This is a genomic window from Thalassococcus halodurans (assembly GCF_900108225.1).
Taxonomy (GTDB): domain Bacteria; phylum Pseudomonadota; class Alphaproteobacteria; order Rhodobacterales; family Rhodobacteraceae; genus Thalassococcus; species Thalassococcus halodurans.
Genome location: NZ_FNUZ01000002.1, coordinates 750,687 through 765,734 on the forward strand (window position 1 = coordinate 750,687; position 15,048 = coordinate 765,734).

12 protein-coding genes are annotated in these 15,048 nt (G+C 57.3%); 5 read left to right on the forward strand and 7 right to left on the reverse strand.

Features of this window, described 5'->3' with window-relative positions; translation table 11 throughout:
- Positions 1-48: 48 nt before the first annotated feature.
- From C4S59_RS08640 to C4S59_RS08665, 6 genes are all read right to left on the reverse strand, one after another.
- Complete coding sequence (locus C4S59_RS08640; protein ID WP_103910051.1) at positions 49-390, reverse strand: zinc ribbon domain-containing protein YjdM; 342 nt, start codon at positions 388-390, stop codon at positions 49-51.
- 102 nt (positions 391-492) lie between these two features.
- The gene (locus C4S59_RS08645) at positions 493-1,317 is read right to left on the reverse strand and encodes an ATP-binding cassette domain-containing protein (RefSeq protein ID WP_103910052.1); all 825 of its coding nucleotides are present in this window, start codon (positions 1,315-1,317) and stop codon (positions 493-495) included.
- 10 nt (positions 1,318-1,327) lie between these two features.
- Positions 1,328-2,317, reverse strand: coding sequence for an ABC transporter permease (locus C4S59_RS08650; RefSeq protein ID WP_103910053.1), 990 nt, complete (start codon positions 2,315-2,317; stop codon positions 1,328-1,330).
- A gap of 10 nt (positions 2,318-2,327) precedes the next feature.
- Positions 2,328-3,341: an ABC transporter permease gene (locus C4S59_RS08655; RefSeq protein ID WP_103910054.1), complete on the reverse strand. Its 1,014-nt coding sequence runs from the start codon at positions 3,339-3,341 to the stop codon at positions 2,328-2,330.
- A 136-nt stretch (positions 3,342-3,477) separates the two neighbouring features.
- Positions 3,478-4,440 carry a substrate-binding domain-containing protein gene (locus tag C4S59_RS08660; RefSeq protein WP_103910055.1) on the reverse strand — a complete coding sequence of 321 codons (963 nt, stop codon included), beginning with the start codon at positions 4,438-4,440 and terminating at the stop codon, positions 3,478-3,480.
- A gap of 63 nt (positions 4,441-4,503) precedes the next feature.
- On the reverse strand, positions 4,504-5,532 hold the full coding sequence (locus C4S59_RS08665) for a sterol desaturase family protein (RefSeq protein ID WP_103910056.1): 1,029 nt from the start codon (positions 5,530-5,532) through the stop codon (positions 4,504-4,506).
- 157 nt (positions 5,533-5,689) lie between these two features.
- On the opposite strand from C4S59_RS08665, the gene C4S59_RS08670 reads away from it, so the two are divergent.
- Positions 5,690-6,736: a LacI family DNA-binding transcriptional regulator gene (locus C4S59_RS08670; RefSeq protein ID WP_103910057.1), complete on the forward strand. Its 1,047-nt coding sequence runs from the start codon at positions 5,690-5,692 to the stop codon at positions 6,734-6,736.
- Between the two features lie 216 nt (positions 6,737-6,952).
- Positions 6,953-8,443, forward strand: coding sequence for an inorganic phosphate transporter (locus tag C4S59_RS08675; RefSeq protein WP_103910058.1), 1,491 nt, complete (start codon positions 6,953-6,955; stop codon positions 8,441-8,443).
- Positions 8,444-8,560: 117 nt separating this feature from the next.
- Here the strand turns inward: C4S59_RS08675 and C4S59_RS08680 are convergent, their stop codons facing one another.
- Positions 8,561-10,195, reverse strand: a complete 1,635-nt coding sequence (locus C4S59_RS08680) for an FAD/NAD(P)-binding protein (protein ID WP_103910059.1) — start codon at positions 10,193-10,195, stop codon at positions 8,561-8,563.
- A 250-nt stretch (positions 10,196-10,445) separates the two neighbouring features.
- On the opposite strand from C4S59_RS08680, the gene C4S59_RS08685 reads away from it, so the two are divergent.
- Genes C4S59_RS08685 through C4S59_RS08695 form a run of 3 tightly spaced genes read left to right on the forward strand, consistent with a single transcriptional unit; the run spans position 10,446 to position 14,757 of the window.
- Positions 10,446-11,162: an ABC transporter ATP-binding protein gene (locus tag C4S59_RS08685; protein ID WP_234994715.1), complete on the forward strand. Its 717-nt coding sequence runs from the start codon at positions 10,446-10,448 to the stop codon at positions 11,160-11,162.
- On the forward strand, positions 11,159-13,522 hold the full coding sequence (locus tag C4S59_RS08690; protein ID WP_234994716.1) for an ABC transporter permease: 2,364 nt from the start codon (positions 11,159-11,161) through the stop codon (positions 13,520-13,522). Before C4S59_RS08685 ends, C4S59_RS08690 begins: the two co-directional genes overlap by 4 nt.
- Positions 13,523-13,524: 2 nt before the next feature.
- On the forward strand, positions 13,525-14,757 hold the full coding sequence (locus C4S59_RS08695; protein WP_103910062.1) for an efflux RND transporter periplasmic adaptor subunit: 1,233 nt from the start codon (positions 13,525-13,527) through the stop codon (positions 14,755-14,757).
- Positions 14,758-15,048: the final 291 nt, after the last annotated feature.

Sequence of the window (15,048 nt, forward strand, 5' to 3'; positions counted from 1 at the left end):
CACACAACGGCGGCAGCTGCGATCTGGATCCCGTCGTTTTCGATGAAGTTATCCGGAGACCTTTTTCACGAACTGAGACTTCAGCCCCATCGGACCAATTCCGGGTATTTTACAGTCGATATCGTGGTCCCCATCCACAAGGCGGATGCCGCGAACTTTGGTTCCCACTTTGACGACGGAAGACGACCCTTTGACCTTCAGGTCCTTGATCACCGTGACTGTATCGCCGTCGTTCAGCACGTTGCCGACGCTGTCGCGGATCTCTGCGCCCCCCTCGGATGACGCGCTTGCTGACCATTCGTGCCCGCATTCAGGACACATAAGCAAGGCGTCCAACTGATAGGTATAGGTAGACGAACAGTCGGGGCATGGGGGCAAATTATCGGTCATGAAACCGCTCTAACCCCTTCTTGGCGGGCATACCACATGAAAAAGGCCCAGATCGCGCGGCACTTTGGTAAAGCGCCGCATGACTTTTGGAATAGATGTGGATCAGTGCGCAGGCGGAGGTGGGTGCCCGTCGTGGGTTTCCATATAGCCTTCAATGTTGGCTTCCAGATCCGCCATGGATTCACCGCCCGCCATCAGGTCGGCGATTTCTTCGCGGCTCTTTTCGCCTTTGCGGAAGTCCGCCGCGATCGCGCCACGGATCAGAACCGCGAAGTGATCGCCCACGGCCATCGCGTGCATGACCTGATGGGTGATGAAAATCACCGCCAGACCACGACGTTTGGCTTCGTTCACGATCCGCAGAACGTGGGCCGCCTGCTTGACGCCAAGGGCCGCTGTCGGTTCGTCCAAAATCAGAACGCGGGCACCGAAATACACCGCGCGGGCAATCGCCAGCGACTGACGCTCACCGCCCGACAGACCACCGACCAGACGGTCACCATCGGTGATGCGGGTGATGCCCATCTTCTGGACTTCCTCGACCGCGATCTGGTTCGCCTTCTGGCGATCAAACACCTTGAACGGGCCAAAGCCTTTGGTCGGTTCCGCACCGGCAAAGAAGTTCCGGCCCACCGACATCAGCGGATAGGTCCCGCCGAACTGGTGCACAGTCGCGATCCCCATTTCCTGCGCATCGCGCGGACGCGGGAAGCGGACCTCCTGGCCATCCATCATCATCTGGCCACGGGTCGGCTGATGCACACCCGACAGCGTTTTGATCAGCGTGGACTTACCGGCACCGTTGTCGCCCAACAGACAAAGAACTTCGCCTTCATGCACCTTGAGCGAGATTTCGTGGAGAACGTCGATCGGGCCAAAGCTTTTGTCGACGTTGCGCATTTCCAATACAGGAGCTTTATCAGACATCGTTAAGACCTCACTTCTTCTTGGATACATGGCTGAGTGCGAGCTTCCGGAACTTTTCATTCATGCCAACAGCCAGAAGAAGCATGATACCGATAATCAGGTTCGACCAATTGCGGTCGATCGCGGTGAAGTCGATGCCTTTGTTCACGATGGCAAATGTCAGCGCGCCAACAAAAATGCCCGCCACCGATCCGAAACCACCGGTCAACAATACACCGCCCACTACAACGCTGACGATGATATTGAAGATGTCGTTCATCCCACCCGACACCTGGGCCGAGTTGAACAGGATCGAGTGGCACATCCCTACAAATGACGCGGCAGTAGCCGTCATGATGTAGAGCAAGATTGTCATGCCATTGACCGGAATACCGGCATTGCGCGCGCTCTCCTTGTCGCCGCCAATGGCATAGATCCAGTTGCCGTATTTCGTGTGGTGCATAAAGAACCAGAAGATCACAGCAAGGATCACCCACCACACAATGATCACCTGATGGCTGCCGCCGAACATCAGGTTGCCAAAGATTGTCTTGGCCCAGTCAGGCGCGTTCAACGGTACAGACGCACTGCCAGTCAAAAGCCGCGAGCCTGCCAGAACGACGCCCTGCATCGCCACGAGCGTGGCCAGCGTGATGATCAGGGGCGGCACAGATGTGCGCACCGCCAGAATGCCGTTGATCGATCCGACCAAGACGCCAATCGCCAGCGCCCCCAGAATGCCGAAGACTATAGGAAGGTCGTAATGGCCCGAGATAATGGCGGTCGTCATCGCACCCGCAGGGATCATCGCACCGATAGAAATGTCGATCTCGCCCGAGATCATCAAAAGGCCGACGGGCAAGGCAACGATGCCGATCCGCGCGGCGTAGTTCACCCAGCTTGCCGCGCCGAACAGCTTGTCCAGCTCGACACCGGCAAAAACGTAGAACACCAAAACACCGATCAGACTGACGATAGATGCGGCAGCGGGGCGGCGCAGTAGCACAGCGAAATTTTCCATGTTTGCGCCCCTATTTCTTTGCCGCCGCGCTTGTTGCCATCGCGCGGAAACGGTCGTTGGACAGAACGGCAGCAAGAAGAAGCGCGCCTGTGATGATGAACTGGATGTTCGGGTCTAGTCCGGCAAAGAAGATACCTTGGTTCACGACCGCGAATGTCATGGTGCCCAAAAGGATACCGATGATTGATCCCGCGCCCCCTGTCAGGAGGACGCCGCCAATCACCACACACATGATCGAGTTAAAGATAAACGCCTGACCGCCAGCGACTTGGGCCTGCTGGTACGTCATGACCTGCAAAACACCGACCAGCGCAGCGCAGAAGCCCGACGCCATGAAAAGCGCAATCGTCATCTGGCTTGTCGGGATCCCTGCATTGCGCGCGCTTTCTTTGTCACCGCCGATGGCAAAAATCCAGTTGCCCCACGGAGAGACGTGCAGAGCATAGAAGAACACCGCAACAAGACCGAGCCACCAGAAGATCGAAACGCTGAACCCTTTCACGAATTGGCCCATCAGGCTTTTCGTCAGGGGATCAGGAACATAGGAAACGGAAGTCGAGCCTTTGACCAGCACAGCAAACCCAAGGGTCAGGCCCATGACCGCGAACATTACGCCGATGGTGACTATCAACGAAGGAATGGTCGTCCGAGTGACCAATAGCCCGTTGACCAGACCAATCGTCAATCCAACGCCAAGGCCCGCCAGAATGGCGACAATCGCAGGGGCATCATAATGCCCCCCCAACATTGCCGTCATCATGGATGCGGCAGGCACGATCGAACCGACGGAAATGTCGAACTCGCCCGCGATCATCAACAGGCCAACAGGCAGTGCGATGATGCCGACCTCGGCTGCGATGTTCAGCCAACTCGACCAGCCCGGTAAGCCCAGAAAGACCGGACCGCCAAGCACGGCGAAGAAAATGTAGACGACGATGAATCCGATCAGAGAGCCGGTTTCCGGACGTCTTGCGAGAGCCCCAAGAGAAATCCCTTTGGAGCCGTTTCCGTTTTGAGACGACATATTTGCTTTCCTTGGCCCGACGAGCCCCGAAGGTTTTATAACATAAGTCGGAGCTATGGGGGTGAGACCGCCCGTTCTGTGCAGGCGGTCTCACGTTTCAGTCGAATTCACGGCTGCCCGTGAACGACTTTCTCGATTAGCGCGCGCCCGCCTCGACGCCCGCGATCACCAGATCAACGTTGCTGGCATCAATCACGCCCGGACCTGTGAGGATTTCACGTGTCGGGATCGTGGTGCCGTACATGACGTGGTTGTTCAGGATGGAAACCGCAAAGAAGCCCTGCTGGTATCCCTGCTGGTCGATCGCGCAGGCCTGTGTACCGGCCTTGATGTTGGCGAGGATCGAGTCGTTGAAGTTCATGCCGCAAACGTGGACAGAGCCTGTTTTACCAGCCTGCTGGATGCCGCTGATGGTTGCGTTCGAGTCCTGATCGCCAATCGCGAACATCGCGGTGATGTCAGGGTTCTGCAGAAGGTGCGCGCGCACGGCCTGCGCCACAGCAGTCGAGTCGCCGAACGCTGTCGCCGGAAGCTGAAGTACGGACCCTGTGCCGCCATTTTCGGCCAGACCGTCGTTAAAGCCACTGCAGAACGCTTCGATGTTGGCCGCACCCGGCAAGGTGTTTACGCATGCACCGTTGGTGTGGCCCGCTTTCGCCAGATACTCACCACCCGCATAGCCGGACTTGTAGTCAACCGCGCCGACGTAGTTCAGAGCGCCCAGACGATCAGCAGCTTCGATACCGCCTGCGTTGTAGATGACCAGCGGGATGCCAGCCGCAACAACAGCTTCAAAGGCCGAGTCCATCGCCTCGGGGACCCAGTTCGGGCCTACGATCGCGTCTGCACCCTGGTCAATCGCCTGACGGATCAGTTCCGCCGCGTCCGGACCAAGGTTGTCGTAGTTCTGCGGACCTAGCCATGTAACCGAGCCACCTTGGGCTTCGGCAACCTTACCCGCATCTTCCGCGCCCATTTTGACACGCGACCAGAACGGATCGTCCGGTTTACCACCGACCACGAAGATATCTGCCGCCATTGCGGACGTCGCCATAAGGGCCGTCGTCGTTGCGATCATTAGGGTTTTCATCATAGTCATTCAAGGTCTCCTCCCTGAGTGTTGCTGCCGCCTAAACGGCATCTTGGAATTGGGTTTAGTCCGTTATTCCGCGGGCGTTTGACGCGCCTTCTTTGCATTCAACCGCTCTTTTTTCTTACGGAAGCGCTCTTTCATTCGCGCGTCGGCCTCTTTCGATCCGTCGTGCCAATAGCCGAACCACTTATCGAGCGGGATGATCCCGTCGGCGCCGTAGTTCACCTCGAAGTACTTGTGGTGAAGGTAATGGGCGTAGGCGTGGCTATCGATCGCGGTCTCTTCCGTGACCTCAAGCTTTTCGAAACCGATGTGGCCGTTCAGCGCCCCGTAGCCGACGGCGTGCATGTTGAACATGAACGCGACAGGGTTTGAGGGCAGAACAAGGTGCCACAGCACTTCGCCAAAGTAGAGAACATGCTCGATCGGATGCATCGACAGCGACGACCACGGGCTCGGGTTGATCGAATTGTGGTGCACCGAATGGATGTGCTTATACAGGAACGGCGTGTGGATCAGCCAATGAATGCAGAAGAAGTGCACTTCATGGATCGCCGGCACGAGGAAGATCAGGATGGCAAGCCAAAGCCAGTTGTCCTGCCAATCGACCCAGCCAAAGACGTGATAGCCGTTGCCATAGCACCAGAGCATGAAAACTTCGACAGCGGTCCAGATCGGGATACCCGTCAGGAAAGACCGCAGGAAGTTGTCCAGATTCTGGCTTTTGAACCAGAAGACGTCCGACGGGTTATCTGCCGGAAACTTGTGATTGTAGCGCCAGCGGTCGCCCTGAATCCGTTTGACGTAATAGAAGAACTCGATCGCGCCATAGAGCACGAAAATGCCGGCCATGTTGACGAACAACAACCAAAGCGCCCAGTCCCAAGAGAACGTCGCCAGTGTCTCGCGGTCCGGAATGACGAACCACAAATAAAGAAATGCCGTTCCCATGTGAAAGGCGTTCCAAGGCCAGACAAGACCCACCAGAAACTGGCCCATCTTGCCCCACTGGCCCGTCCAATAAGGCGCCACTTGCAGCGTTTCGTTTGGCGTCCAGTTGCCGCGTTTGTCGCGTGTGCCGTACTGACTGTCGTCCACTAATCGATCCTCCCCAAAATCGCACCAAGCGTGAATCGGGCCGGTGCGAAGTCAGAAAATCTTGACAGAACGCCGCACTTTCCATCAAGAAATATGGATCATGTAGGCTCATTTTGGTTCATTTTGATCCACCAAAAATCGACAGGAATGACACGAAATGACACAAGATTTTTCGGCAAAACGCCCTACTATCAAGGACCTGTCGCAAGCCGCCGGTGTTTCAGTGACCACAGTCAACCGAGTGATCAACTCGCCCAATCTCGTGCGTCGGCAAACCCGCGAATTGGTGCTGAAAGCGGCAGAAAAAATCGGCTTCTACGGTGTCGGTTCGATCCAAGATTCGTTGCGGCGCAAGGAACAGGTGTTCAAACTGGGGGTGTTGCTTCAGCAAAAGAACCGCACCTTTTACCGAGATCTCGCAAAAGCGCTTAGCAAAGCAGCCGGTGAATTCGCAGGTGGTCGGGTCGAACTGAAAATCCAGTTTATGGATGACCTTTCACCGGACAATGTCGCAACCCAACTGGTTCAGCTGGGCCGCCATGTGGACGCTGTTGGCCTGGTCGCGGCAGAACATCCCATAGTGTCAGATGCCATCGACACCCTGCATCAATCAGGTGTGCCCGTATTCGGGCTGATCGCATCCCTGACTGCCAACGCGAGCGTGGGATATGTCGGATTGGATCACTTCAAAGTCGGACGCACCGCGGCGTGGGCATTTGACAAGATGTGCCGCGGGCCGGGAAAAATCGGCATCTTGGTGGGCAATCACCGCTACCGAAATCAGGAATCCAACGAAAGCGGGTTCCGGTCGTACTTCCGCGAACACAACACCGAATTCACGCTGCTCGAAGCGCAAACGACCTATGAAACGGCAGCTGTGGCCGAGGAAATCGTTGAGAAGATGTTCCAAGACCACGCCGACCTATGCGGCCTGTTCATTTCCGGCGGCGGGATACGCGGTGCGATTAACGCGTTGCGGGCACGAAAACTACCTAAAGGGTTTGTAAGCGTCGGTTACGAACTGATCGACGAAACACGCTCGGCGCTGATCGACGGAACGCTGAGCATGGTCATTTCGCACCCGATGGAAACATTCGCACGGGCAACAATCACAGCCATGACAGATGCCGTCCTGTCAGACCCCAACAGCAGCCTCAAAATCGCGAACTTGGGCTTTGACATCTACACGCCTGAAAACATCTGAGTGCAAGCATCATAGGACCACTCCTCAAAACGAGGCCCATCAGCCCCCCCATAGCGCGCATGAAAAACCTCGCCATCAATCGAAGATAGAGCCTGAATGGCGCATGAAACCAACATGCACTGGCTTAGCCCCGTTAGCGCCCAAAGACGGATAAGTTATCATTGATTGTTGAAGCCCTCTCAAAGTAGAAGCTTCGGGCGACAAAGGGGATGCACAATGGCTGAACAACAAGGCGATCCACGCCACCTTGAGACACTGGATCGCGATCTCGATCGCTTGTCTAAACTTGAAACTGCGACAAGCTACGTCGGACGGCCTCTTGTTGGCCCCGGCATTTCGTTAATTTTCGTCGTCTTGGCCGGCCTTGCCGCCATGCTGTTCTTTGGTGATGCCAACAACTCGGTTGTAGTCATTATCGCGGCCTGTTTCGGCGCCTACATGGCCTTGAACATCGGTGCCAACGACGTTGCAAACAACATGGGTCCGGCGGTTGGCGCGAATGCACTAAGCATGGGCGGTGCCATCGCAATCGCGGCCATCTTCGAAAGCGCCGGCGCGCTTGTTGCGGGTGGCGACGTGGTTTCGACCATCGCAAAAGGCATCATCGAACCCACCAGCATGGGCACCGCCGAAGTGTTCATCTGGGCAATGTTGGCCGCACTTCTGTCTGCCGCGCTTTGGGTCAACCTTGCCACATGGGTTGGCGCACCGGTTTCAACGACGCACTCTGTCGTGGGTGGCGTTATGGGCGCAGGTATCGCCGCAGCGGGCTTTGCCGCGGTGAACTGGCCTACAATGAGCGCGATTGCCGCCAGCTGGGTCATTTCCCCCGTGCTGGGTGGTTTGATCGCGGCGCTTTTCCTGGCCTTGATCAAATCCCGCATCATTTATCAGGACGACAAAATCGCCGCTGCACGCAAGTGGGTTCCGATCCTAGTCGGCATCATGGCAGGTGCTTTTGCGACCTATCTAGCGCTGAAAGGCCTTAAGAAAATCATCAAGATCGACCTGCCGACAGCACTCATCATCGGTGCGATTGTTGGCGCAGGCATCTGGGCAATCATGATCCCGGTCATTCGCAAACAGTCACAGGGTCTGGAAAACCGGAACAAATCGCTGAAGGTTCTGTTCGGCATTCCTCTGGTGGTCTCTGCCGCCCTTCTAAGCTTTGCACATGGCGCGAACGACGTTGCGAACGCGGTCGGCCCACTGGCTGCCATTGTTCAGGCGTCTCAGTCCGGCAACTTCACCGAAGCCGTCAGCATTCCGATCTGGGTCATGGTAATCGGCGCTTTCGGTATCTCTTTTGGCCTGTTCCTGTTCGGGCCCAAACTGATCCGGATGGTCGGCAGCCAGATCACGAAACTCAACCCGATGCGCGCCTACTGCGTGGCGCTGTCTGCGGCCATCACAGTGATCATCGCAAGCTGGCTCGGCCTGCCGGTCAGTTCGACCCACATTGCTGTGGGTGCCGTGTTCGGCGTCGGGTTCTTCCGCGAATGGGATGCCGAGCGTCGCATCAAGAAAGCCCGTATTGCGATGCCATCGCGCCCTGTTTACGCGCCCGAGGAGCGGCGCCGCAGAAAGCTCGTGCGCCGCTCTCACTTCATGACAATCGTTGCGGCTTGGGTCATCACAGTGCCCGCAGCCGCCGCCCTGTCAGCTGCGATCTTCTTCCTGATTTCGTCGCTTTCGGGGTCGATCTAAACGATCCTAAGGGGTCAGCGCTCGAAGGACATGGAGCCTTAAACACCATCAGAAACAGCCCGCTTTGCGGGCTGTTTTCTTTTGCAGCCAACCCATAGGCGCGGCATATTTTGGAGACTATCTCGACGCGCGCTGTTTGCCCGACAATGCAACACCTCGCGCCCATCTCTCGGTCACATCCCCGAAGCAATCGTGGATCGAGTCATCGGCGATTGTGCTGCCGTTTGTCAGGCGTCCAATGATCGACAGGCCTACAACCTGATGACCGTTTTGATCGATAACGGCCCCGTCCGGCATGCAGTGCGCCCCTGCCCCGTCATAGATTGGCACAAGCGTGCCATCCTCGACCAAACCTTGGATAACCGGTTCCGAAACCTTGTCGATCACAGGCGGCGGTAAGACGCTGTCAATCATGACCGAAGCCGTCACCGCGCCCCGATCAGCCTCTAGCATCCAGCCATCTTCAGACGGCTCTATGTTTGGGTCCTCGGCCGCAAAGGGCGTCACCAAACCGGCGTCGATCAGGATAAGAAGCTGGCGCAGGTTGTCGACGGGCGCGCCGTAGGAGTATCGCTTCAGCCCCTCATCGAATGCGATCAGCGACTTGGCGATATCTGCGTTGGTTTCTTGCCCATCGAAAATCGCACGAAGGCTGGCCTGCCATTTGCGCCAAACCTGTCCGACCGTAAATCCAACCGACGGTGGGCAAGCGCCCTCGGCCTCTTTCAAGTTGCCTTCGATTGCCTCGACAGTGCCGCGTGTTTCCTGTTGGCCCGCTTGCTGTACTTCCATAGTCAGCCAGCTATCGATTGCGGTGTCATCTTCGGCGGCGCCTGTTTCGCTCAGGATTCGCGACACGACGGGTTTCAGAGCGTCAAAAATACCGTTCAAGCCTTCGTCGCCCTGCCCGGACAAAACTGCCCTCAAGGCAGCCTCGAACAATTTCGTCTCATCCTCCGTCGGATCAAAAAGCGCGTCGATATCACGAGAGGCCGGCTTGGGGGCTGGTGCGTGCCCATCCAGAGAAAACGGCACAATCACCGAAGGTTCGCGCCCTGACGCAACATACCGACCATCAACAAACTGCCCGCCAAGGCCAAGCGTCAGCATGCGGATCACATCCAACGACGACAGGCCAAGCCCACGGATCGCGACCGCCCTGCCCGCCCAATCGGACGCGGACTGGATCAGGGATTTGCCCGGATAGGCTGCGGTAAAGTCCAGACCTTGCGATTTTGCGTGCTCACGCCAACGATCCGCCTGATCATCCAAGTCTGTCTTGGGCTGTCCCAGTGACAGCAAAACATGGTCGTAAGGTCCGAAATAACTGCCTTCAGCCGCCAATTGCCATCGATCACCGTGTCTTACGGAGCGTTCAACCCGAAGTGGGCGAAGGGTGACTGCAAGATCATCCGGCAGATTGGCCATCAGGGCCTGAAAGCGCTCTGTGAAATAGGTGCCAAGCACCGATCTGGGCACGAAAACCTCTTCGTCCGCTTCGATCTTCTGCACCCATTGCCCGAATGGCGGAACATCTTTGTTTGGCGATTGCGGAAGGTCCACATCACGGATGGGCAGGTTGAGCAAACACACATCAGGCTCGGTCGGGGAAAAGTTCGGCCCGGCAGAGGGCGTCGAATGCGGATCGAAGATGTCCACTTCTATTGGGCTGTCACCCTGAACGACTTGAACTGAAAGTCTTTCCAAAGCGGCAAGACCCCTTGGCCCGAACCCGACGATTGCAATTTTCATGGGATCTTTCGTCAAGCTAATCCGCCTTACTTTTTTAGAGCTATACCACAGAGGCCAACAACCTTGGCTTAGGTTGGTTCCAATTAATACGGCGATTAAAGAATTATCCCACCCAAAACGCAACGAACCGGCCCCGACGCTTTGACTTGCATCAAGGCACAAGCATCGCTGGCAATGTCATGGTGTCAAAGTAACCTTTGGAATGCGCCCCATTCAGGGCCGCGACAGATGGCAAGCGGGTGGGCGTTCGGTGGCTAATCAAGAAGGACTGGGATTTGTCACGCGGGGGCTGACCAAAAGCTATGGCGAAGGTCGGTCAAAGGTGCACGCGCTGCGTGGCATCGACCTCAGCATTCCTGAAGGTGAAATCGTCGTGATGCTGGGCGCGTCCGGCAGTGGAAAATCAACCCTTCTGAACATTCTGGGTGGGCTTGATCGCCCCACAAGCGGAACAGTCCATTTTCGCGATATTGAACTGGGCGCCTTGTCGGATCGGGAACTGACCAAGTTTCGACGCGATCACGTTGGTTTTGTGTTCCAGTTTTACAATCTGATGCCCAGCCTGACCGCGCTTGAGAATGTGGAACTGGTCACCGAAATCGCCGATAATCCCATGCCGCCGGAAAAGGCGCTGGATCTTGTCGGGCTGACAAAACGGCTGGATCACTTTCCGTCGCAATTGTCCGGCGGTGAACAGCAGCGCGTAGCGATTGCGCGGGCCATTGCCAAACAGCCCGACGTGTTGTTCTGCGACGAACCGACGGGCGCATTGGACAGCACCACGGGCCGGTCGGTGCTTGAGGTGTTGAACCACGTCAACGCCGAACTGGGTTCGACCGTTCTGATGGTCACCCATGCCGCGAACATCGCGGGCATGGCACATCGGGTGATCCGCTTGGTGGACGGGCAAATCGGCGAGGTGCAGGTCAACGACGTCAGACAAACCCCAGCGGAAATCGACTGGTGAGCGCGGTTGACCGGAAGATGTTGCGTGATCTGTGGCGGATCAAAGGGCAGGCAATCGCCATTGCATTGGTCATCGCGACGGGTGTCTTGCTTCAGGTGATGATGTCGGGCCTTGTGGCGTCGCTCAGCGAAACGCGGCGCACCTACTACGAACGCAATGACCTTGCCGAGGTCTTCGCACCAGTGGTTCGCGCCCCTCAGACAGTGCTTGGCCGATTGGCAAAGATATCGGGCGTCGACCGTGTCTCGGGCCGTGTGGTTGGCCGCGCATTGATCGACATCCCAAGCGATCCGGTCCCGATACAGTCGCAGGCGGTGGGCCTGCCGGACACGGGCGAGCAAATCCACAACACCGTGTACCTGACCACCGGTCGCTTTCCGGCTGAAAACCACCGTGACGAAGCATTGCTGCTATCAGGCTTTGCAAGCGCGCACGGCTATGGCATCGGCGACCGGATTGAAGTGACGATGAACGGGTCACGCCGTTCCATCCGGATTGTCGGCCTTGCACAATCGCCCGAATTCCTGTTCGTCGCCGCCCCCGGCGAGATGGTGCCAGACCCTGCCCGCTATGGCGTGATCTGGATGCGGCGATCGGCCCTTGCCAGCGCCTACGACATGTCAGGTGCCTTCAACCAAGCGCTGTTTTCCTTGTCTCGCGGCGCATCTTCCGAAGCGGTGATTGATGCAATCGACCAAATCCTGAAGCCATATGGCGGCACGGGGGCTTACGGGCGCAGCGATCTGGTGTCAGATCGGTTTGTTAGCGAAGAGATCGACGGGCTGGCGACCATGGCGCGGGCCGTGCCGCCGCTATTCCTCGCGGTGGCGGCCTTCCTTTTGTACATTGTGGTCAACCGGATCGTGCAGGCAGAACGCGAAGAAATCGGACTTCTGAAGGCCTTTGGATACACCAATCGCGAGGTCGGCATTCACTACACCAAACTGTTGCTGATTATTGCCTTGGCGGGTGCCATCTTGGGCTGCCTGCTTGGCATCCTGTCAGGCCGGGCCATGATCCCGGTCTACACGACCTTTTATAACTTTCCTTTTCTTGTCTTCCGACCGGACCCTACGTCGTTTGTCATAGGCGCGGTCGCCAGTATTGTATCGGCATCGGCTGGTAGCATCTTTGTTTTGAAACGTATTTTCGCACTCACCCCGTCCGAGGCAATGCGCCCACCGGCACCGGCCGATTATTCCAAAACCATGACATTCAAAGGCCGCGCCGCACTTTTGTTCGACCAACCGACACGGATCGTGATGCGGGGACTTGCGCGGTCACCGTGGCGGGCCTTGGCGCTATCTGCGGGCATCGCTGGGGGCATGGCGCTGGCATCCGGAATGACCACGATCTACGGCGCATTCGACCGTATGATGAACCTTAGTTTCACCGTCATCGACCGGTCAGACGCCACCGTCTATTTCCACAGCCCACTCGGCGAAAAGGCCGCCTATGAGCTTGCTCGGATCCCCGGTGTGATCGCAGTCGAGCCGTTACGTGATGTGGCCGCGACGCTCAGGCTGGGGCGTGAACTGCACCGCGGCAGCATTTCTGGCATGGTCGCAGGCCCCGAAATCACCCGCGCCATCGATCACACGCTGGCACCGATTGACCTTCCCGCGCGCGGTCTGGTGCTGAGCAAACCATTGGCCGAAATTTTGGGCGCCGCACCGGGTGATATTTTAACCGTGGATGTCCGCGAAGGACGCCAGCCGGTTCTGGAAATCCCTGTCACACGGGTCGCCAGCAGCCTGATCGGCGCACCTGCCTATATGCAGCTGGATGCGCTGAACAAAGCGATGTCGGAACCGGCGCGGATCACAGGTGCGCATTTGCGGGTCGACGATGCCAAAGCCGATCAAATCTACCGCAAACTCAAGGATATGCCCGCCGTTGCTGGCGTAAGCGTGTCTGAAAATGCACGCGCTTCGCTGCAAAAGTTGATGGATCAGGGCGCGGGATCTGCACGCTACATCATGGGCGCTGTGGCGTTTATCATCACGTTCGGCGTCGTCTACAACGCGGCGCGCATTGCCCAGAATGAACGTGCCCGCGACCTTGCTGCGCTGCGCGTGATGGGATTTTCCAAAAGCGAAACGACATTCGTGTTGCTGGGCGAACTGGCCGTCATCGTCTTGATCGCCCTGCCCGTCGGATCGCTGGCCGGATACGGGCTGTCGTTTTTGATCGCGAACGGATTTTCATCGGAACTCTACCAGATACCCGCCTCATACGACCCGTTCAGCCACGGGTTTTCTGCGGCGTTCATACTCGCAGCGGCGGCCATTTCCGGCCTGCTTGTTATGCGTGACCTGAACCGGATGGACCTTGTCGCCGTCCTGAAATCGAGGGATTAATCATGGCCCAAAAGAAACTGTCCCGCTCTGTCCTGATCGGCTTCGCCGCTCTCTTGCTGTTAGCAGGCCTATCCTTTGCCTTCTGGCCGCGCGCCACGATGGTCGATCTGGGCAAAGTCACGCGTGGTGACATGCGGCTGACTGTAAACGAACAGGGCAAGACGCGTGTTCGGGACGCCTATGTGATATCCATGCCGATTGATGGCCGCCTGTTGCGCGTTCAGGTCTCGCCCGGTGATCCGGTGACAAAGGACGAAACCATCGTTGCGCGTCTGCGATCGGTCAATCCTGCTGCGTTGGACATCCGGACACGGGGCCAAGCCGAAGCTGCTGTCGAGGCCGCAGAGGCATCCTTGAACGTCGCGCGCGCCAATCTTGAAGCCGCCCGTGCAGAAGCCGACCTTGCCCTTTCCGATCTTGAACGGACACAAAGCCTTGCTGATCGAGGTTTTGCCAGCCCCGCCGCCTTGGATCAGGCCGAAAGCCTGTCGCGCGCGGCGCAGGCCCGTCTTGCGACAGCAACGGCAGCGATCGAGCAGCAAGAGGCACAATTGCGCGCGGCCCGCGCCCAGTTGATCGGCTTTGACGACCCCGACTTTTTCGACGTGGAAACCAATGGATCAGGTGAAGACAGGATCATCCATGCACCAACTGACGGTGTGGTTTTGCAAGTGATCCACCAAGACGAAACCACGCTTGCCGTGGGTTCGCCGATCATGGTGGTCGGCGATATCGGCGAAGGGCTTGAGGTCGTGGTCGAGCTGATTTCCGTGGACGCGATAAACGTAGGGGTCGGGGCGCCAGTCGACATCGTGAACTGGGGCGGTGCAAGGGTTTTGTCCGGGATCGTGACGCGGGTGGAACCATACGGCGAAACCAAGGTATCGGCGCTTGGTGTCGAAGAGCAACGCGTGACCGCTGTGATCGAATTGTCCAGCCCGCCGGAAGAACGACAAGGCCTTGGCCACGGCTACGCGGTTGAGGCGCAGATCGTCACATGGTCGGGCGAAGATGTTCTGAAAGTCCCCTCAAGTGCATTGTTCCGCGAGGGGGCGGATTGGGCTGTTTTCCTTTCCAACAAAGGGGTCGCAGACCTGCGCAAGGTCGAGATCGGGCATGACAACGGTCAGGACGCCGAACTCCTGTCCGGCCTGTCAGAGGGCGATATTGTGGTGCTTTATCCCCCTGCAGATTTGCTACCCGGTCAATCGCTGGAGCAACGTTTTGTAGAATAACCCCTTTCCGCATTACGCCAATTCCGGAAAACCGAATTCTATCCTAGGCTGTGTAGGCGCATTATCCGCAAAATTGCCTTTTGCCGGACAAAACAAACCGACCGGTCAGAGCCAACCGATGTTTTGTGAACCGAAACAAAAACGTATCACATAACGGCTATATCAAAATCCTTGTGATTTCGCCTGCTCTGCATCATTCTGGACCTTAAAGCACTCGCGTGCCTAAAAAATTCACCGACAGATTCACCTTTAGGTGAAGCCGATGAAATGCGAGAAGCGGGGGAAACGGAA